Here is a 21,292-nt window from a genome sequence, read left to right on the forward strand (position 1 = left end):
AGAAAATGGCTCAGCCTCAATTTTTTCTACAGCCACTTGCGGCTGCGGTTTGTATTGCCTGTTATTCCCCAATGGTTATGGCAAATGGTCATATGTCTGTGCAGACTATGGCACCGATTGTGGTGACTTCAACTGCCGGTAATGAGGCCAATGGTCTGATTGTGCGTGCCGATCCAAAACAGCCGATCCAGCCAGTACCAGCCACGGATGGTGCGGATTATCTGCAAAGTATTGTTGGTTTTAGTGCGGTGAATAGTGGCGCAGGTACCAATGGTGATGTCACTTTCCGTGGCATGTTTGGTTCACGCATTAAAATCCTGACCGATGGCACAGAAAACCTCGGTGCTTGTCCAAGCCGGATGGATTCTCCGACTTCTTATATTTCTCCAGAAAGCTATGACCGGATTTCGGTGATTAAAGGGCCTCAAACGGTTCAGTATGCCAATACGGGTTCAGCGGCAACCGTGATTTTTGAGCGTAGCCCGGAACAGTTTGATCAGGATAAAAAATACCGTGGTCAGGCCAGTGTGCTGATGGGATCGTTCGGTCGTCTGGATCAGAATGTTGAAGCAGCCGTAGGGGATGACAAGAAATATATCCGCCTGAATACCAACCGTTCTGTATCCAATAGTTATAAAGACGGTGATGGCAACACTGTACCATCTGATTGGGAGCGCTGGAATGCAGACTTGGCACTGGGCTGGACACCGGATGAAGATACCTGGGTCGAGTTGACGGGTGGTAAAGCGGATGGTGAAGCAGTTTATTCTGGACGTATGATGGATGGCTCCAAGTTTGCTCGTGAAAGCCTAGGTCTGCGTGTCGAAAAGAAAAATGTCACTGATGTGATTAAGAAAATTGAAGCTCAGGTGAACTACAACTTTAATGACCATGTCATGGATAACTATAGTCTGCGTGAATTCAAGCCTGGCGGCATGATGAATATGCCTATGGCAACCAATGTAGCACGCAAAACATTAAATGCACGTGTGGCTATGACCAATGAATGGGATAAGTTACAGCTGATTACCGGTGTCGATACCCAGAATAACGAGCACTCTAAACGGAATGGCAGTCCAATGATGCCTTATCAAAATCAACCACGGACTAAAGATATGGAATTTCAGTCTGTTGGTGGTTTTGGTGAATTGAGTTATCAAGTCAGTGACAACAATAAACTGGTGTCGGGCTTGCGTTTGGATCAGATTAAGGTTGACGCTGTACAGTCAAATCAGCAACGTAAAGAAACACTGCCAAGTGCGTTCTTCCGTTTTGAAAACCATCACCCAGAACATGATGATGGCAAAACTTATATCGGATTAGGGTATGTGGAACGTATGCCGGATTATTGGGAATTGTTCAGCCCAAAATCAGGTAATGGGCAGCCAAATACCTTTAAAAATATTGATACCGAAAAGACATTACAGCTTGATCTTGGTTATCAGCATGCACATGGAAAATTCAACTCCTGGGCATCCGCTTATGCAGGACTCATTCAGGATTACATCCTCACCACTTATTTACCAACAGGTGATATGGGAATGCTAGAAGCACATACCCGTAATGTGGATGCAACCATTGCCGGTGCAGAAGCCGGAATTAGCTACCAGTTTACCGAGACCATTCAGGCTGATGTCAGTGCCATGTATGCCTGGGGTAAAAACACCACCGATCATACGCCGTTGCCACAAATTGCACCTTTGGAAGCTCGGGTGAATCTACGTTATATTCAGGACAACTACACTCTAGGTGCTTACTGGCGTTTGGTAGATAGTCAAAACCGCATTAGCGAACGTGAAGGCAATATCGTGGGCTATGACAATAAGAAGAGTACAGGTTTTGGCACCTTGTCTTTAAATGGGACTTATCATGTGAATGAAGGTGTAGATCTTTCAGTCGGTGTCGATAATGTCTTTGACCGTACCTATACTGAACACTTAAATAAAATGGGCAGCTCCGGTTTTGGGTTTGCTGCAAATGAACAATTTAACAATATAGGGCGAAATTACTGGGCACGTGTCAGTATAAAGTTCTAATTCGATTAGATTAAATACAAAAGGCAGGGTGAAAACTCTGCTTTTTATATTTTTAAAATTATAAAAGTATTTAAATACAATAACTTAATCTAATTAGGCATTTTTAGAGAAAATAATGAACATTTTTCTTAAAATAAATTTAATATAAAAAACAGTAGTTTATAAATTTATTGGTTTATAAAATAAACACCCGAATTCAATCAATCTAAAAAGGTGTTGCAACCCCTCTAAAATGCTGTAGAATGCACATCCATCGGCGGTGATGAAGATTAAAACTTCTGATAAAACAGTAACTTAGCACAGAGTGGTTAAGTTGGGTTTTAGAAAGAAAGTTTAAAAATAATTTTCGTTACCAGTTGACTTTCTAGAGATAGAGAGTAATATAGCCGACCTAGCTTGCTACTGACGAAGTAGTGAGAAGATCATTAAGAGATTATGAAGAACAACTTGTGTGGATTTTTACTGGTTGATCGATCGAAATTATTTTCATTGATTGATGGTAGAAATTACTCGAAGTTTATTTGAGAAATATTTGTCAGAAAATTGATGAGCCAAGATTGGTACCCTTTAAAGGTACTACTGATTTTAAACTGAAGAGTTTGATCATGGCTCAGATTGAACGCTGGCGGCAGGCTTAACACATGCAAGTCGAGCGGGAATAGGTAGCTTGCTACTGATTTCTAGCGGCGGACGGGTGAGTAATGCTTAGGAATCTGCCTATTAGTGGGGGACAACGTTCCGAAAGGAACGCTAATACCGCATACGTCCTACGGGAGAAAGCAGGGGATCTTCGGACCTTGCGCTAATAGATGAGCCTAAGTCGGATTAGCTAGTTGGTGGGGTAAAGGCCTACCAAGGCGACGATCTGTAGCGGGTCTGAGAGGATGATCCGCCACACTGGGACTGAGACACGGCCCAGACTCCTACGGGAGGCAGCAGTGGGGAATATTGGACAATGGGGGGAACCCTGATCCAGCCATGCCGCGTGTGTGAAGAAGGCCTTTTGGTTGTAAAGCACTTTAAGCGAGGAGGAGGCTTACCTAGTTAATACCTAGGATAAGTGGACGTTACTCGCAGAATAAGCACCGGCTAACTCTGTGCCAGCAGCCGCGGTAATACAGAGGGTGCGAGCGTTAATCGGATTTACTGGGCGTAAAGCGTGCGTAGGCGGCTTTTTAAGTCGGATGTGAAATCCCTGAGCTTAACTTAGGAATTGCATTCGATACTGGAAAGCTAGAGTATGGGAGAGGATGGTAGAATTCCAGGTGTAGCGGTGAAATGCGTAGAGATCTGGAGGAATACCGATGGCGAAGGCAGCCATCTGGCCTAATACTGACGCTGAGGTACGAAAGCATGGGGAGCAAACAGGATTAGATACCCTGGTAGTCCATGCCGTAAACGATGTCTACTAGCCGTTGGGGCCTTTGAGGCTTTAGTGGCGCAGCTAACGCGATAAGTAGACCGCCTGGGGAGTACGGTCGCAAGACTAAAACTCAAATGAATTGACGGGGGCCCGCACAAGCGGTGGAGCATGTGGTTTAATTCGATGCAACGCGAAGAACCTTACCTGGCCTTGACATACTAAGAACTTTCCAGAGATGGATTGGTGCCTTCGGGAACTTAGATACAGGTGCTGCATGGCTGTCGTCAGCTCGTGTCGTGAGATGTTGGGTTAAGTCCCGCAACGAGTGCAACCCTTTTCCTTATTTGCCAGCGGGTAATGCCGGGAACTTTAAGGATACTGCCAGTGACAAACTGGAGGAAGGCGGGGACGACGTCAAGTCATCATGGCCCTTACGGCCAGGGCTACACACGTGCTACAATGGTCGGTACAAAGGGTTGCTACTGCGCGAGCAGATGCTAATCTCAAAAAGCCGATCGTAGTCCGGATCGCAGTCTGCAACTCGACTGCGTGAAGTCGGAATCGCTAGTAATCGCGGATCAGAATGCCGCGGTGAATACGTTCCCGGGCCTTGTACACACCGCCCGTCACACCATGGGAGTTTGTTGCACCAGAAGTAGGTAGTCTAACCGCAAGGAGGACGCTTACCACGGTGTGGCCGATGACTGGGGTGAAGTCGTAACAAGGTAGCCGTAGGGGAACCTGCGGCTGGATCACCTCCTTAACGAAAGATTGACGATTGGTAAGAATCCACAACAAGTTGTTCTTCATGACGATGTATCTGAGGGTCTGTAGCTCAGTTGGTTAGAGCACACGCTTGATAAGCGTGGGGTCACAAGTTCAAGTCTTGTCAGACCCACCAAATCTGACTAACAAAGCATGAAAATGCTGAAGCAAACAGAACGGAACGATACATTGACTTATTGATAAGCTGGGGACTTAGCTTAGTTGGTAGAGCGCCTGCTTTGCACGCAGGAGGTCAGGAGTTCGACTCTCCTAGTCTCCACCAAATTTCAAGATCATAAAACTTAAAGCACTGCTTTAAGGCTTTTACTTGAAATTTAAGCAAGAAGCTACGCTTCGCGCAGTATGTAATCATACAGTGATGAAGTTGTTTAGTTCCTAAGCGATCAGGTGATTAGATCCTAGAGATTAGCAAGTACAAGCGTTATGATACGCGCACTTGATAATCTCTGTGATTTATCACAGTTTCCTGACCTGACGAAGGCTGGAAAAATCATTAACAGAATATATTTGAGTTGAAATAATTTGTTCATACTCGTTGAAATCAAAATTAAGAACTTGTTCTTAATTGAGAGATTGATGAGTTACTAGCGAAATTAACTGAATCAAGCGTTTTGGTATATGAATCTAATTGAAGCTGTACAGTGATTAAGTTCACGAACTCTACAAACTGTGGCGATTAAGTTCGCAACGCGAAGTACTACTTGTAGGTACGAGCGACTGTTTGGGGTTGTATAGTCAAGTAATTAAGTGCATGTGGTGGATGCCTTGGCAGTCAGAGGCGAAGAAAGACGTGATAGCCTGCGAAAAGCTCCGGGGAGGCGGCAAATATCCTGTGATCCGGAGATTTCTGAATGGGGAAACCCACTTACCATAAGGTAGGTATCATTAACTGAATACATAGGTTAATGAGGCGAACGAGGGGAAGTGAAACATCTCAGTACCCTTAGGAAAAGAAATCAATTGAGATTCCCTCAGTAGCGGCGAGCGAACGGGGAACAGCCCATTAAGTCATATCAGTTTTAGTGGAACGCTCTGGGAAGTGCGACCATAGTGGGTGATAGTCCTGTACACGAAAGGGCTGATATGATGATGTCGAGTAGGGCGAGGCACGTGAAACCTTGTCTGAATATGGGGGGACCATCCTCCAAGGCTAAATACTCCTGACTGACCGATAGTGAACCAGTACCGTGAGGGAAAGGCGAAAAGAACCCCTGTGAGGGGAGTGAAATAGATCCTGAAACCGCATGCATACAAGCAGTGGGAGCCACGTCAAGTGGTGACTGCGTACCTTTTGTATAATGGGTCAGCGACTTATATTCAGTAGCGAGGTTAACCGTATAGGGGAGCCGTAGGGAAACCGAGTCTTAATAGGGCGTTTAGTTGCTGGGTATAGACCCGAAACCGGGTGATCTATCCATGAGCAGGTTGAAGGTTAGGTAACACTGACTGGAGGACCGAACCCACTGTCGTTGAAAAGCCAGGGGATGACTTGTGGATAGGGGTGAAAGGCTAATCAAACTCGGTGATAGCTGGTTCTCCCCGAAAGCTATTTAGGTAGCGCCTCGGACGAATACCATTGGGGGTAGAGCACTGTTTCGGCTAGGGGGTCATCCCGACTTACCAAACCGATGCAAACTCCGAATACCAATGAGTACTATCCGGGAGACAGACTGCGGGTGCTAACGTCCGTAGTCAAGAGGAAAACAATCCAGACCGCCAGCTAAGGCCCCTAAATTATAGTTAAGTGGGAAACGATGTGGGAAGGCATAGACAGCTAGGAGGTTGGCTTAGAAGCAGCCACCCTTTAAAGAAAGCGTAATAGCTCACTAGTCGAGTCGGCCTGCGCGGAAGATGTAACGGGGCTAAAACTATATGCCGAAGCTGCGGATTTGCAATTTATTGCAAGTGGTAGGGGAGCGTTCTGTAAGCCGATGAAGGTGGATTGAGAAGTCTGCTGGAGGTATCAGAAGTGCGAATGCTGACGTGAGTAACGACAAAACGGGTGAAAAACCCGTTCGCTGAAAGACCAAGGGTTCCAGTCCAACGTTAATCGGGGCTGGGTGAGTCGACCCCTAAGGCGAGGCCGAGAGGCGTAGTCGATGGGAAATTGGTTAATATTCCAATACTTCTGTTTAATGCGATGAGAGGACGGAGAAGGTTAAGTCAGCCTGGCGTTGGTTGTCCAGGTGGAAGACTGTAGGCATGCATCTTAGGCAAATCCGGGGTGCTCTATGCTGAGAGTTGATAGCAAGCTGTACTTGTACAGTGAAGTGGCTGATACCATACTTCCAGGAAAAGTCTCTAAGCTTCAGTTAAACAGGAATCGTACCCGAAACCGACACAGGTGGTCAGGTCGAGTAGACCAAAGCGCTTGAGAGAACTCTGCTGAAGGAACTAGGCAAAATGGTACCGTAACTTCGGGAGAAGGTACGCTGCCGGCGGTGATAGGACTTGCTCCTTGAGCTGTTGGCAGCCTCAGAAACCAGGCCCCTGCAACTGTTTATTAAAAACATAGCACTCTGCAAACACGAAAGTGGACGTATAGGGTGTGATGCCTGCCCGGTGCTGGAAGGTTAATTGATGTGGTTAGCGCAAGCGAAGCTATTGATCGAAGCCCCAGTAAACGGCGGCCGTAACTATAACGGTCCTAAGGTAGCGAAATTCCTTGTCGGGTAAGTTCCGACCTGCACGAATGGCATAATGATGGGGGCGCTGTCTCCAGCAGAGGCTCAGTGAAATCGAATTCGCCGTGAAGATGCGGTGTACCCGCGGCTAGACGGAAAGACCCCGTGAACCTTTACTGCAGCTTGACATTGAACTTTGATCTTACTTGTGTAGGATAGGTGGGAGGCTTTGAAGTGGCGACGCTAGTTGCCATGGAGCCGTCCTTGAAATACCACCCTGGTAATATTGAGGTTCTAACTCTGTCCCGTTATCCGGGACGAGGACCATGTCTGGTGGGTAGTTTGACTGGGGCGGTCTCCTCCTAAAGAGTAACGGAGGAGTACGAAGGTGCGCTCAGCGTGGTCGGAAATCACGCGTAGAGTATAAAGGCAAAAGCGCGCTTAACTGCGAGACCCACAAGTCGAGCAGGTACGAAAGTAGGTCTTAGTGATCCGGTGGTTCTGTATGGAAGGGCCATCGCTCAACGGATAAAAGGTACTCTGGGGATAACAGGCTGATACCGCCCAAGAGTTCATATCGACGGCGGTGTTTGGCACCTCGATGTCGGCTCATCTCATCCTGGGGCTGAAGCAGGTCCCAAGGGTATGGCTGTTCGCCATTTAAAGAGGTACGCGAGCTGGGTTTAGAACGTCGTGAGACAGTTCGGTCCCTATCTACCGTGGGCGCTGGAAATTTGAGAGGATCTGCTCCTAGTACGAGAGGACCAGAGTGGACGAACCTCTGGTGTACCGGTTGTGACGCCAGTCGCATCGCCGGGTAGCTATGTTCGGAAGGGATAACCGCTGAAAGCATCTAAGCGGGAAGCCTACCTCAAGATAAGATTTCCCTTGGACTTTATGTCCACTAAAGAGCCGTTGAAGACTACGACGTTGATAGGTTGGATGTGGAAGTGCAGTGATGCATGAAGCTGACCAATACTAATTGCTCGTGAGGCTTGACTATACAACACCCAAGCAGTTGTATACGAACTTCGAAAGAAGTGAGCATCAATTGATTTCATATTGATCTAACGATCAGACAAAAACTTGATTTAGTGAACGCTAAAGCGCAAACTACGACAACTCAGATACATCTGTTAATGAATTCTATTTGAAGAAAGCTAGGCAAACGAAGCGCAAGCAACGTAGTTAAGACCATAGCGAGTAAGCATACCAGTTGTGCTGGCGACCATAGCAAGAGTGAACCACCTGATCCCTTCCCGAACTCAGAAGTGAAACCTCTTAGCGCTGATGGTAGTGTGGGGTTTCCCATGTGAGAGTAAGTCATCGCCAGCTCATTATTCCAAAAGCCCTCTGCTAGCCAGGGGGCTTTTTTTATGCGTGGGATTTGGGAAAAATAATTATTTGATGGTTATTTAAACTGAATCATCACATAAAAGGCGAATTGAGAGGCGTATACTGAGCAGGTTCATGGAGCGGATATGTCCTCAAATTCATCTTCAAGCCATATCGAATATGGTTCATCTGCTTTTAAAGCTGTTTTATTCTCCTTATTTCTGGCGGGTTTTGCGATTTTCTCATCGCTGTATTGCGTTCAGCCCATGATGCCGATTCTGGCGGACTATTTTTATATCTCTCCGACACAAAGTAGTTTTCCACTTTCCTTCTCTACCATTGCCTTAGCTGTTGGCCTGATTTTTACAGGACTTATTTCAGACCGTTTTGGTCGTAAGCCGATTATGGTCTGGTCTTTATTCTCTGTATCAGTATTACTGTTACTCAGTGCTTTACTGCCGATCTGGTCGATATTTTTGGCAACACGGGTACTGATTGGTTTAACGGTCAGTGGTGTAGCAGCAGTGGCGATGACTTATATAGGAGAAGAAGTGGCAGAGCAGGATGTGGGCTTTGCCATGGGGTTGTATATTTCCGGCACTGCCATTGGTGGCATGAGTGGCCGTTTGATTGCAGGGGTATTGGTTGATTTTATTTCCTGGCAATCTGCAACTTTGATTATTGGTCTACTGAATCTATGTATTGCTACAACCTTTTATTTTCTATTGCCGAGGTCCAAGCATTTCAAAGCTTATCCAATTCAATTCAGCCGTTTTATCAGAGCATTTCAGCAGAACCTGAGTGATCCTAAATTAAGAATTCTGTTTTTACAGGGCTTTATCCTGATGGGGGGCTTTGTCTCGGTATTTAACTATCTGAGTTATCGTTTGATTCAAGCGCCATTTGAACTGTCTCATGTCTGGATTGGTCTGATTTCGATTACTTATCTAGCCGGGATTTATAGTTCTCCTCGAGCTGCAGCATGGAGCAGAAAGTTCGGGCGTTATAAGGTGCTTGCCGCCATGCTTGTGAGCATGCTTTTGGGCTTAGTCTTAATGCTCATTAATAGCTTGGCTTTTGTGTTTATCGGCTTGCTGATTTTTACCTTTTCCTTTTTTGCCGCCCATTCAACGGCCAGTAGCTGGGTATCGGTGCAGTCCTTACAGTATCGTGCGGTAGGTTCGTCCCTTTATTTGTTCTGTTATTACTTGGGTTCAAGCTTACTCGGAAGTTCGAGTGGGCTAGTCTGGGAAAATGCCGGATGGTTAGGATTAAGTGTATTTATCGCCATTATTTTAGGATTAGGTTTATGGATGGCACAGTATTTAAAACCTGCAACTGATCATTCAAAAATAGAATAAGTATATATTCCTGATAAAGGGCTTAAAGCTAATATTGTATAAATTATAATCAAGCAACCTGAGCTGAATTCATGCTAAAATACTCGGCTTTCATCTTTGATCACTTTTCTGATCTTCCATCTGCCAGCCGAGAATTGCTAGCCATGTCTACTGCTTATACCGCTCAGACTGCGCCTAAAGCGTTGTTTGATTACGACAAATATTGGGCGTCATGTTTTGAACCCGCGCCTTTTTTGCCGATGTCACGCGAGGAAATGGACCAACTCGGTTGGGACAGCTGTGACTTTATTTTTGTCTGCGGTGATGCCTATATTGACCATCCGTCATTTGTGACCGGGATCATTGGGCGTGTACTTGAAGCACAAGGTTTCCGTGTGGGGATTATTGCCCAGCCAGACTGGACCAATGTAGAAGCCTTCCGTGTACTCGGTAAGCCAAATATTGCCTGGGGTGTTTCTGCCGGTAATATGGACTCAATGATCAACCGTTATACGGCGGATCGTAAGATTCGTTCAGATGATGCTTATTCTCCAGATAACCAGCCGAATAAACGTCCAGACCGCGCAGCAACCGTCTATTGCCAACGTTGTCGTGAAGCTTTCCCGGATGTGCCGGTATTACTCGGTGGTATTGAAGGTTCATTACGTCGTATCGCACATTATGACTACTGGTCAGATAAAGTCCGTCGTTCGATCTTAATGGATTCTAAAGCGGACTTGTTGATGTATGGCAATGGCGAACGCTCGATCATTGAAATCATGCATCGCCTAGCCAAAGGTGAAAAGATTCATCAGATTACTGATGTCCGTGGTACTGCATTCATTATTAATAAACATAACCGTGCTGCGAAAGCTCAGTTTGTTGAAATTGCATCCAATGATGTGGATACCATTGGCCGTGTTGATCCGATCATCAATCCTTATGTAATGAGCGAAGATATTGATGGCTGTGAAATTGAAAAAGATAAAGGCAACAGCTTAAGCCAATACCAGAATTTCCAGAAAGAAGTCGTAGCCAATCCAATCGTGCGTGAAGGGGACAATTTAGATCCAGATACGCAAATTGTGCAGCTACAACCAACTTCTAAAGCCATTAAACATAAATTACCACCACGTGAATTAGCAGTGATCCGTTTACCTTCTTTTGAAGAAGTGGCAAATGATCCTGTGCTGTATGCGCATGCCAACCGTATTCTGCATCTGGAAACTAACCCAGGGAACGCACGTGCGCTGGTACAAAAACATGGTGAACGTGATGTCTGGATCAATCCACCACCGATTCCACTGACCACCGAAGAAATGGATTATGTGTTTGACCTGCCTTATGCACGTCTGCCACATCCATCTTATGGTAATGCACGCTTCCCGGCTTTTGACATGATTAAATTCTCGGTGAACATCATGCGTGGCTGTTTTGGTGGCTGTACTTTCTGTTCGATCACCGAGCATGAAGGTCGTATCATTCAGAACCGTTCTGAAGAATCTATCCTGCGTGAAGTGGAAAAGATTCGTGATACGGCTCCGGGCTTTACCGGCATTATCTCGGACTTAGGTGGCCCAACAGCCAATATGTACCGTTTGGCATGTAAAGATCCTGAGATTGAGAAGAACTGTCGTAAACCTTCATGTGTATTCCCGGGCGTATGTCAAAACCTGCATACCGACCATGCACCGTTGACCCAGTTATACCGTAAGGCACGTGCCTTACCGGGCATTAAAAAGATTCTGATTGGATCAGGTCTGCGTTATGACCTTGCTGTATTGAATCCGGAATATGTCAGAGAGCTGGTCACCCATCATGTGGGTGGTTATCTGAAGATTGCGCCAGAGCATACCGAAAAAGGCCCATTATCGAAGATGATGAAACCGGGCATCGGGACATATGACCGCTTCAAGCAGATGTTTGACCGTTTCAGTAAGGAAGCCGGCAAGGAACAGTATCTGATTCCTTATTTCATCGCAGCGCATCCGGGAACTACGGATTACGACATGATGAATCTGGCGATCTGGCTGAAAAAGAACGGTTTTCGTGCCGATCAGGTACAGACTTTCTATCCGTCACCAATGGCGACTGCAACCACCATGTACTACACTGGTAAAAACCCGCTGGCAAAAGTCGCGCGTTATACTGAAGATGTCGATATTGTCAAAGGTGAAAAACGTCGTCGTCTGCATAAGGCATTCTTGCGTTACCATGATCCAAACAACTGGCCTTTACTACGTGAAGCTCTGAAAGAAATGGGGCGTTCAGACCTGATTGGTAACTCGAAGCAGCATCTGATTCCGACCTATCAACCAGCTGGTACAGAGGGTCAATACCAGTCTGCGCGTAAGAAGAACTCTACAGTGGCAGGCGATTCACAGAAACGTACCGGCAACCCAGGCAATCGTGGCCAAGCTCAGAATAACCGTCCGAAAAAAGGCCAGATTCTGACTCAGCATACTGGTCTGCCACCACGTGAAACGGGTGATGCGAAAAAGCCATTTGGTGGTTCTAAGCTTAAAGGCAAGGCTAAGCCAAAAAGTCGTGCCTAAATCACTTAAAAAAGACACTTCGGTGTCTTTTTTATTTTCCGGATCATTTCTTTATTAAGATCAAGTCAAAACTTAATTAAAAAATAATTAAATTAAGGTATTTATTGAAAAAAATTGTTTAAAAAATGCTCTTTATCGGAATTGTAAGACAAACAGAAGAAAATACTATTGCTTAAATTTAGGTGGCTGATTTAGAGTGAGAGCTATTAAAGGAACGCATTACATTTCCAGTACACGGAATTTTTTAGTCCTACGAAATGTAATGCCCTCATATAAGTTTTGATACCGGATGTTGCAGTATCTAAGCAAATTGGTTGTACCGTGATTTTCGGATGAAAATCGATCTATACTGACAACAATAAAACAAAAACGATTATAAGAATGCAGAAAGGACTAACGCATGGCCACCTATATCATGATTGGCAGTTTCCTGCTCTTTTGCACCATCCTGATGGCATGGAAAAGAGTACAGGACAGCGGCAAGCAGCAAGACAGTGTGCTGAAGCAACGCGCCATTTTTAATCTGAATCAACAGTTAACTTACACACGCCTGAAGGAAATTTTGCCAGAGAGTATTATTCTGGCACAAGTCTCCTACGACGCGCTATTGACCACCAAATTTTTTCGTACCCGTAACAAATATCGCAATCTGATTGCGGACTTTGTCGTACTCGATCAGGATCATCTGGTCGTTGCCATCGTGGCCGTGGACGATCCGATGGTCTTGAAACGCCCGCAGCAAGCCCAGTATCAGGATGCCCTGCTGAGCATGGCAGGCTATCGGGTGATTCGCTATGAGGATATCCCAGAATATCATCACTTGCGTCGTGACTTCCTCAATGAACAAAGTGAGGAGGAGGGCGTAGTTAACCCGAATACCCTGACAGCACTAAAGAAGTTCCCACTGTATTCCGCTCTGGGCCGGCCTAAGGTGAAGGCAGTGGGTTAATATCTCCGGCACAAATAAAAAAGCATGCAGATCGCATGCTTTTTTATTAGAAGATAAATTTTCCCAGAATTATTCAGGTTTGACTGCAACCACAGTCAACTCTACCAGTACACGTGGATCGTAGAGTTTGGCTTCCACACAGGTACGGGGTAGGGCTTGAATATCAGACACCCAGGCATCCCAGACTTCATTAAACGCCGCATAGTCGCGTTCAATGTCCTTAAGATAAATAGTGACTGACATGATATGGCTTTTATCTGTTCCGGCATCTGCCAGGAACTGATCAATGATGTCCAAGGTTTGCTGGGTTTGGCCTTTAATATCCAGATCGAAATCGCTGGCCAGTTGACCCGCTAAGTGAACCAGATTGCCTGAAATCGCGATTTCAGAGAAGCGTTGAGAAACATGCAAACGTTGAACAGTCATCAGTTTAATCCTGGGTTTTTGGCATCAGGGCAGCGACCAATGCAGTCAGTAGACAGCCCACAGCGAGATAGATGGCTACATAATGCCATGAACCATCTCCCCAAATCACTAGAGAAGCAGCAATCATTGGGGTAAAACCACCACCAATAATACTGGCAACCTGATAACCGACACCGGCACCACTGTAACGGTATTCAGTACCAAACAGCGAAGTGAAGATTGGCTGATGCACACTCACGACCATGTCATGTGCGACATTGGCCAGCAGAATAGCCCCGACAATAATCATCCAGGTATTTTGCGCATCCAGTGCCATAAAGAACGGGAAAGCAGATAAAGCACCGATTAAGCCACCCCAAACACACATGGTTTTGTGATTAATCTTGTCCGAAATCCAGGCAAAGAATGGAATACTGACGCAACTAATCGCACCAACCATTAAGGTGATATTCAGGAAGAATTGCTTGTCCATGCCCAGATTATTGGTGGAATAATTCAGGGCAAAGTTGGTCACCAGATACATGGTGAGCAGCTCAGTCATACGCAGGGCGATGATGTACAGAAAGGCCTTAGGATGCTTGCTGATGGCCTGAAGAATCGGAAGTTTGGTTGGATGCTGTTTGGCTTTAACCACTTTTTCTACGAATTCTTGTGATTCATCTTGATCACGTCGAATCCACATCGCAATGCCAATCAATATGATACTGGCAATAAATGGAATACGCCAAGCCCAGTCTGAAAAGGCTTCTTCACCTAAAGTTGCGATGATTAAGGACACTGCACCAGTGGCCAGTACTAAACCGACGCCGTAGCCGACCTGAACACCACTACTATAAAAGGCTTTTTTGCCTTTGGGCGCATTCTCAACTGCCATCAGGGCAGCACCGCCCCATTCACCGCCCACTGCAAAGCCTTGAATGGCACGCAGGGTCACCAACAGGACAGGTGCCCACCAGCCAATGGCAGCAAAGTTAGGGAGCAGGCCGATCCCGACGGTCGAAATGCCCATCAGGATGACAGTCAGTACCAGCATTTTTTTACGGCCAAGTTTGTCACCAAAGTGACCAAACACCACACCACCAAGAGGCCGGAACAAGAAACCGACACCAAAGGTGGCCAGGGCAGCTAATGTGCCCATATTGTTGCCAATACTTGGGAAAAATTGATCTTTAAAAATCAGGGCTGCGACGATACCGTAAAGCAGAAAGTCGTACCAGTCGACAACAGCACCAATAAAACTGGAAAGCGCCGCTTTTCGCGCGCGTTGTTCTTGAAAAGAAATTGAATTTGCAGAAGACATGCAGGATAGGATTCCATGGGGACAACAGAGTTGCCCTGTAATATTCGGATTTGATCGTCGCGCCAATCACAGGACAGCATGCTGAAAGTAAAGGTGATTTTCAGCATCTCAGCACATACATGGATAATGCATTGCGCGGATAGATTACTCCAAAAATGCACAATGGTAAAAATAAAGTTGTTGGCTTTTTAAACTGATGACTATTTCTTGTTCAGTTTGCTTTAAAGCAGCGACAATTGTGCTTCTTGCTGGCACGGTGAAAGCTGATACACCCCAACACCGATCAGGCGAAATTGCAAGGTTGGATCCAGATGCATATCTTGTAGCAAGAACTGTAGGGCCTGACGCATCTCTTGCGGATTTTTAAGCACAGAACGGAAGCTGCGGCTATGTTGAATGATCTGAAAATTTTTCAGCCTTAATTTGACGGTGATGCCACGGGCACTCAGCTGTTTCTTTTCCAGACTACTCCAGACCTGCTGAATCAGTTGATCCCAATAAGGACTACACTGGCTCAGCACCAGATCATCGCCAAAAGTGGTTTCCTTAGAAATTTGCTGGCGTTCACGCTCGGTTTCTACTGGCCGCTCATCAATGCCTTGTGCATACAGATGCAGCCGCTTGCCATATTTGCCAAAATGCTGAATCAGGACGGCTTCGTCCATTTGCTGTAAATCGCCCAAGGTTTCCAGATTCAGGCTTTTCAGTTTTTCCTGCGTAACCTTGCCGACGCCGGGAATTTTCTTAAGCGGTAAGTCCTGAATAAAAGCTTGTACCTGGGAAGGCTTAATCACGCAGATACCATTCGGTTTATGCCAGTCTGAGGCAACCTTAGCCAGGAATTTATTGGGTGCCACACCTGCTGACGCAGTGAGGCCAGTCATCCGGAAAATGTCTTCCCGAATACGCATCGCAACTTCTGTGGCACTGGGAATTTGCAATAGATTATCCGACACATCCAGATAGGCTTCATCTAGGGAAAGTGGCTCAATGATGGATGTATATTTGCGAAAAATCTGATGAATCTGTGCAGAAACTTCTCGGTATTTTTGAAAATCCGGCTCAATCACAATCAGCTGTGAACAGCGCTTGCGTGCCTGACTCATTGGCATGGCAGAATGCACACCAAATTCCCGTGCCGGATAAGAGGCAGCCGCAACCACAGCCCGTGGATGATGCGAGGCAATCACCACAGGCAAGTGTTTTAATTCAGGACGTTCACGCAGTTCCACCGAGGCGTAGAAGGCGTCCATATCGATATGGATAATTTTGCGCATACGCCATCTTAAAAGGCTTTAAGGCACTTGGGAAGATGCTGATTTCAAAAGACTATAGGATGCAGTATTGCGAAGCAGCACGACCTGAATCTTTTGGACTTCAGCTGTCTTGATCAGGATACGCATACTCTCAGGCGCATGATCAGCCAAGCGTGGCAGAAACTGTAAAGGCTGATCCAGCGGCTGGAAAAAATCATCCCAGTGAATAGGGATCACAATTTTTGGTTTGACTGTAGTGAGAGTCTGCTCTAAATAAGATTGTTGATAATCCTTGGACTGTCGAGATAGCTGCGCGATGCCTAAAAACAAAATATCCGCCTGCACATTTTTAAGTTGCTCTGGAATAAAACCAGTACTGGCTTTAACCAAAATTCGTTGTCCGCCATGTTCAATCAGATAATCCAAGCTGCCGCCTTCCTTAAATTTGGAAAACTTGGCAGGCAATTTTAACGGAGTTGTAATTTCTTCACCGAGGTCATCATTCACGGGTGTGGGTGGAGTATGTGCTGAAGCAATTGGCGTGACTTTAAACTGTCCCCATTGTAGCGATTGTCCTGATATAGCACGCCGTAGCTGAGAGGTTCTTACCGCAGGATTGCTTCGTGCAATATTTAGGGTACTTTCCGAACCGACTATTTGCACTTGAGGTAATTTCCCAGCGAGTTCAGGAATATCCAGAGCATGATCATAGTGACTATGGGTGACTAAAATCACCCGCGTCCGGTTTAGCTGATAATCCTGAATCACCTTCTGCAATAGAGATGAATTGCTGGAAACTTCGGAGCTGATGACTTGCCAAAGACTGGGACGACTAAAAAATCCATCAATTAGAATTTGGTCCTGTCCATCATCAAACAGCAGGGTAGAAACGCCAAAGAAGCGGACATTTAAGCCATCTGTTGAAGTATTTGATTTGGCTTGCCACGCGTCAAATTCACTCAGTTGACCTGAAGGTTGGAGTAGATAGATACCCATTCCTCCAAGGATGACGACAATTATTAGAATCGCAGCTAAAGTTATTTTTCCAAGCTTCACAGCTATTGATCCTTTTATTCTTTATTACATTCCAATTGTAGAATTATTTTGCTGAATTTTGTGTAGGTGCAGTCTCAATTCCGTTCTGTTTTAGGAATTTCAGCCAGTCCTTTTCCGAACCATAAAATACATTCAGATCGACAGTCGTTGGAATCCCTTTGATCTGACCTTGACTGGTATGCTGCCAGAAATGCCATTTCGGATGATCTTTTAAATCAGGCAAGCCTTTATATTCACGAATCCACAATGGTACTTCAGCAAACTGTCCGGCCAGTACAATATTGTAAAAAGCCTTAGAGGTATAGAACATCGGCTGCTTGCCATAGTGCTGTTTCAACAAATCATGCATCACCTGAATTTCTTTGAGTAACTGTTCCTTGGAGTAGGTGTTAATACAGTTGCTGTCATATTCCAGATCGATTACTGGAGGTAGGGCATCGGCCTTGTTCGGTACGGTTTCAATAAAGTTTTCTGCCTGTACCTTACCATCACGACACAGACGATAAAAATGATAGGCACCGACCAGAAAACCCTGTTCACGTGCTTTGAGCCAGTTTTCCTGAAATTTGGTATCTTTAAAGTCACCGCCTTCAGTCGATTTTAGATAGACAAAGCGGTATTTATCTTTAGGAATCTGCTTCCAGTTAATCGCTTTCTGATGATGGGAGACATCAAAACCATGAATATCATATTCAGAAGCGTTGGCAGGCATGGGCTTCAGCAATAGCCACCAGACTGCGCAAACGGCAGAGAGCAGCAGGATGACACTCATCATTGCTGCCCAAAGAGGTAGAAAATGCTTGGCTGGCTTCTTCATTAGGTTCTTCAAAATTTGACTCTATCTAGCTTATAGCGTTTTGTCTTGCAGTGGGATGACCTGACCATCACACAGGCGTATTCTTGGGAATGTGCCAGAAAATATAGGCGGCAATTACATTCAGACAACCCAGACAGAGCAGGGCAAGGTGGAAAGCATTATCCAGCTGTGCAGGACCAAAGTAAGCACTAAACATATTCACCAAAGTACCTGCCAATGCCACGCCAATACTCATCGACAGCATCATGATCATGGACAGGAAACTGTTGCCGCTGCTGGCATCCTGCTGGCTAAGGTCTTTTAAGGTTAGGGTATTCATGGAAACAAATTGTAGTGAATTCAGGATACCAAAAATAAAGAAATGAATGGCCCGTAACCAGATTGGTGTATCCGCCGTTGTTAAAGCAAAGCTGGCGATACACAGGCCCACTAGCAAAGTATTCACCAGCAACACCTGACGATAGCCAAAGCGCTGAATGATTTTGCGAATAATGGGTTTAGAAGCCAGCGAACCCAATACAGTTGGAATCATCAGCAAACCGGTAATGAACGGTTCAAAACCAAAAGCCACCTGTAACATCAACGGCAACAGGAAGGGGATCGAGTTACCACCAAGACGGGCAAAGAAATTGCCTAAAATACCAATCGCATAAATCTGGTTTTTAAACAGCTTGCTACGGAACAGGGCATTACTATGCGTATGTGAATGATAGGCATAGATCAGCGCAAACAGAAATCCAACCGCGACTAAGCTGAGACTCCACCATAGCGGATATTGTGGATTGGCAAAGTTTTCAATGCCTAGACATAGCCCCACCATGGCTACTACCAGCATGACAAAGCCGGCATAGTCAAACTTCGCGACATCCGGTTCAGTGACATTCGGCATGGCTTTAAAAGTAATTAAGGTACCAAGCAGGCCAATTGGCAGGTTAATCAGAAATACCCATTGCCAAGACAGGTATTCCACCATCCAGCCGCCCAAGGTAGGTCCAATCAGGGGACCGATCAGGCCTGCAAGACTCATCAGGCTCATCGCAGCTAAAAACTGGGTACGGGGAATGATTTTTAGCATTGCCAGACGACCGACTGGTAATAGCAATGCGCCACCGATGCCTTGCAGAACCCGATAGATCAATAATTCATTCAGGTCATGGGAAAAGGCACAGCCCAGTGAACCTATGATAAAGACAATGATGGCACTAAAATAAGTATTCCGAACACCAAAGCGATCCGCCAGCCAGCCACTCAATGGAATACAGGCTGCAACCGAAAGCACATACGCCACCACCACACTGTGCATCCGTAACGGATCTTCCTGCAGACTGCGGGCAATTGCAGGCAGGGCGGTATTGATAATGGTGGTATCCAGACCTTGCATAAAAAAGCCGATTGATACCAGTAAGACCAGCAGTCTAAATTCGGGTTGCAGCGCTTGATGGGTGGGCGTGGCATTCATGTGCTATTTAGAAAGTCATGTGATTTTTAATATGGGCTAAGTTTAAATCAATTCACTCAAGCCGTTGTACTAAATCAGTGTCTTATTCGGGTATTTATGACATGAAATATAACTAGCAGAAACTTTATAGAGATCAGTTAACTATGCTCATTGTAGTAAAATAGCAGCTGCATGCTGAAGGATGATAAATACACCGAAACGGACCAGTGTTGCAAAATATATGATATTCCTGTCATTAAACTGCAATAAAACCGTCATAATCTTGGGGAAATTTTTCCATCATGCTCATTTGGCATTGATCTTCGAAAAGGTTTGGTTTTTATGTCCATCGAAATATTGATGGTAATTGGCTTCTGTTTGGCAGCCTATTCTATCGTTGGAAATGACGTTCCGCAGACATTAGGGACCTTTATTTCATCCAACTCGCATCGCCCATGGTGGGTACTGTGGATCTACATTAGTACCATTCTGGTGGTGGTGTTGACCTATGGATGGGTGAGCTCTGGCATCGGTGACGCGTCCTATGGCCGTCTGGAAACCATTCCTTTCCCTTCTGGAGGCATTACCTGGCTGTATGTCGTGCCGCCGGTCTTGCTGCTGATTCTGACGCGTTACGGTATTCCGGTCAGTACCACTTTCCTGGTGCTCACCATTTTCTCCCCAACTAGCCTCGGTTCCATGATGGTAAAATCCATGATGGGTTACGCCGTCGCCTTCGTCGTGGCCATTGTGGTGTATCGCCTGGTGATGAAACGGATCGCTGAGTATTTTGCCAATACCCGTAATCATCCACCTTCAACCATCTGGATTGCCTTGCAGTGGATCTCAACCGGTTTCCTCTGGAGCCAATGGTTAATTCAGGATTTGGCCAATATCTTCGTTTATGTGCCGCGCCAGGTACCGTTCGAGTTTCTGATATTTGCCATTACTGTGTTTGTGGCATTAATCGGTGTGATTCTGTATCAGCGCGGTGGTGCGATTCAGAAGATTATCGATACCAAGACTGGGGTCACCGATATTCGCTCGGCGACGATCATCGACTTTATGTATGGCATTATCCTGCTCATTTTCAAAGAGTGGAGCAATATTCCGATGAGTACCACTTGGGTATTCTTGGGTCTGTTGGCCGGTCGTGAGTTTGCGATGTCGATGTTCCTGAGTGAAGTGAACAAGTACCGTACTTCACGCAATGTCAGCAAAGATGCGATGAAACTGATGTTTGGTCTAGCGATGTCGGTAATTCTGGCAACTACATTGCCGGTGTTCTATGAGTTTGTGACTAACTTCGGTAAATAAAATTGATCGCATAAAAAAGCGAGCCAAGTGCTCGCTTTTTTGAATCTAAAAATCAAGTTTAAATAGCAAATTGTTTTGGGCTACCCAGATTTTTCAATGCATTAAAGATATGTACAGAATGTTCGCAGACAATCAGCTTGGCACGATGCTGGGGTGGCAGGAAGCCTTCATTCACTGCATGATCCAGCTGGGCAATCAGTGGATCATAAAAGTTATTCACGTTATACAGCATCATCGGTTTCTGGTGCTGATTCAGCTGGCCCCAAGTGGCAATTTCCAGAATTTCCTCAAAGGTGCCTAGTCCACCTGGCAGGGCTACAAAGGCACAGGCACGTTCTGCCATTAAGGCTTTACGTTCATGCATCGACTGCACAATATGCAGTTCAGTCAACTTGCTATGCGCGATTTCATAATCCAGCATAAACTCGGGAATCACGCCGACTGCTTCACCACCATGGTCAATCATAGCATTCGCGACCTGACCCATGAGGCCAATGCTGGCCCCCCCATAGACCAGACCAAAGCCTTGCTGGGCCAGACTCTGAGCGAGTTGAATGGCTTTTTCCTGATAAATTGGGTTATTGCCAGCACGGGAACCACAGTACAAGGCAACGAGCGGGCGGGTGGTACGGGGAGATTTATTTTTATGTTCAGTCATTTTTACTACACTAGTCATGTCTTTCCTTCACCTTAT

At 45.7% G+C, this 21,292-nt stretch carries 12 protein-coding genes, 2 tRNA genes and 3 rRNA genes; 10 read left to right on the forward strand and 7 right to left on the reverse strand.

Translation table 11 applies throughout. From position 1 onward, the window contains the following. The first annotated feature begins 5 nt into the window (after window positions 1–5). The 9 genes from BS636_RS06325 to BS636_RS06370 all read left to right on the forward strand — a co-directional run bounded on the left by BS636_RS06325 (window position 6) and on the right by BS636_RS06370 (window position 12,988). Entirely contained in the window at window positions 6–2,036 is a 2,031-nt protein-coding gene (locus BS636_RS06325; RefSeq protein ID WP_099338023.1) for a TonB-dependent copper receptor, read from the forward strand. Window positions 2,037–2,623: 587 nt separating this feature from the next. Next, window positions 2,624–4,162: ribosomal RNA gene (locus tag BS636_RS06335) — 16S ribosomal RNA — on the forward strand. A 61-nt stretch (window positions 4,163–4,223) separates the two neighbouring features. Then, window positions 4,224–4,300 (forward strand) — tRNA-Ile (locus BS636_RS06340). 71 nt (window positions 4,301–4,371) lie between these two features. Beyond that, window positions 4,372–4,447, forward strand: a tRNA-Ala gene (locus BS636_RS06345). A gap of 471 nt (window positions 4,448–4,918) precedes the next feature. Then, a 23S ribosomal RNA gene (locus BS636_RS06350) occupies window positions 4,919–7,812 on the forward strand. Between the two features lie 217 nt (window positions 7,813–8,029). Continuing rightward, window positions 8,030–8,144 (forward strand): 5S ribosomal RNA (gene rrf, locus BS636_RS06355). The 16S, 23S and 5S rRNA genes sit together here with 2 tRNA genes alongside, the layout of an rRNA operon. Before the next feature lie 146 nt (window positions 8,145–8,290). Then, window positions 8,291–9,505, forward strand: a complete 1,215-nt coding sequence (locus BS636_RS06360) for an MFS transporter (RefSeq protein WP_099338024.1) — start codon at window positions 8,291–8,293, stop codon at window positions 9,503–9,505. 143 nt (window positions 9,506–9,648) lie between these two features. Then, a complete protein-coding gene (locus tag BS636_RS06365; RefSeq protein ID WP_099339615.1) occupies window positions 9,649–12,039 on the forward strand; it encodes a YgiQ family radical SAM protein in 2,391 nt (796 codons plus the stop codon). A gap of 400 nt (window positions 12,040–12,439) precedes the next feature. Then, the gene (locus tag BS636_RS06370; protein ID WP_099338025.1) at window positions 12,440–12,988 is read left to right on the forward strand and encodes a DUF2726 domain-containing protein; all 549 of its coding nucleotides are present in this window, start codon (window positions 12,440–12,442) and stop codon (window positions 12,986–12,988) included. Between the two features lie 69 nt (window positions 12,989–13,057). On the opposite strand, the gene BS636_RS06375 is transcribed toward BS636_RS06370, so the two are convergent. The 6 genes from BS636_RS06375 to mdtD form a co-directional block, all read right to left on the reverse strand. Continuing rightward, window positions 13,058–13,414: a RidA family protein gene (locus tag BS636_RS06375; RefSeq protein ID WP_099338026.1), complete on the reverse strand. Its 357-nt coding sequence runs from the start codon at window positions 13,412–13,414 to the stop codon at window positions 13,058–13,060. Window positions 13,415–13,418: 4 nt separating this feature from the next. After that, complete coding sequence (shiA, locus tag BS636_RS06380) at window positions 13,419–14,714, reverse strand: shikimate transporter (RefSeq protein WP_099338027.1); 1,296 nt, start codon at window positions 14,712–14,714, stop codon at window positions 13,419–13,421. Between the two features lie 221 nt (window positions 14,715–14,935). Then, entirely contained in the window at window positions 14,936–15,991 is a 1,056-nt protein-coding gene (gene dinB, locus BS636_RS06385) for a DNA polymerase IV (RefSeq protein ID WP_099338028.1), read from the reverse strand. Window positions 15,992–16,009: 18 nt separating this feature from the next. Then, on the reverse strand, window positions 16,010–17,026 hold the full coding sequence (locus tag BS636_RS06390; protein ID WP_099338029.1) for an MBL fold metallo-hydrolase: 1,017 nt from the start codon (window positions 17,024–17,026) through the stop codon (window positions 16,010–16,012). A gap of 43 nt (window positions 17,027–17,069) precedes the next feature. Continuing rightward, the gene (locus BS636_RS06395; RefSeq protein ID WP_099338030.1) at window positions 17,070–17,843 is read right to left on the reverse strand and encodes a GH25 family lysozyme; all 774 of its coding nucleotides are present in this window, start codon (window positions 17,841–17,843) and stop codon (window positions 17,070–17,072) included. Between the two features lie 67 nt (window positions 17,844–17,910). Then, a complete protein-coding gene (gene mdtD / locus BS636_RS06400) occupies window positions 17,911–19,302 on the reverse strand; it encodes a multidrug transporter subunit MdtD (protein ID WP_099338031.1) in 1,392 nt (463 codons plus the stop codon). Window positions 19,303–19,623: 321 nt separating this feature from the next. On the opposite strand from mdtD, the gene BS636_RS06405 reads away from it, so the two are divergent. Then, complete coding sequence (locus BS636_RS06405; protein ID WP_099338032.1) at window positions 19,624–20,598, forward strand: hypothetical protein; 975 nt, start codon at window positions 19,624–19,626, stop codon at window positions 20,596–20,598. Window positions 20,599–20,656: 58 nt separating this feature from the next. Here the strand turns inward: BS636_RS06405 and BS636_RS06410 are convergent, their stop codons facing one another. Then, entirely contained in the window at window positions 20,657–21,274 is a 618-nt protein-coding gene (locus BS636_RS06410; RefSeq protein ID WP_099338033.1) for a TIGR00730 family Rossman fold protein, read from the reverse strand. Between the last annotated feature and the right edge of the window lie 18 nt (window positions 21,275–21,292).

The organism is Acinetobacter sp. LoGeW2-3 (assembly GCF_002688565.1).
Taxonomy (GTDB): Bacteria; Pseudomonadota; Gammaproteobacteria; order Pseudomonadales; family Moraxellaceae; genus Acinetobacter.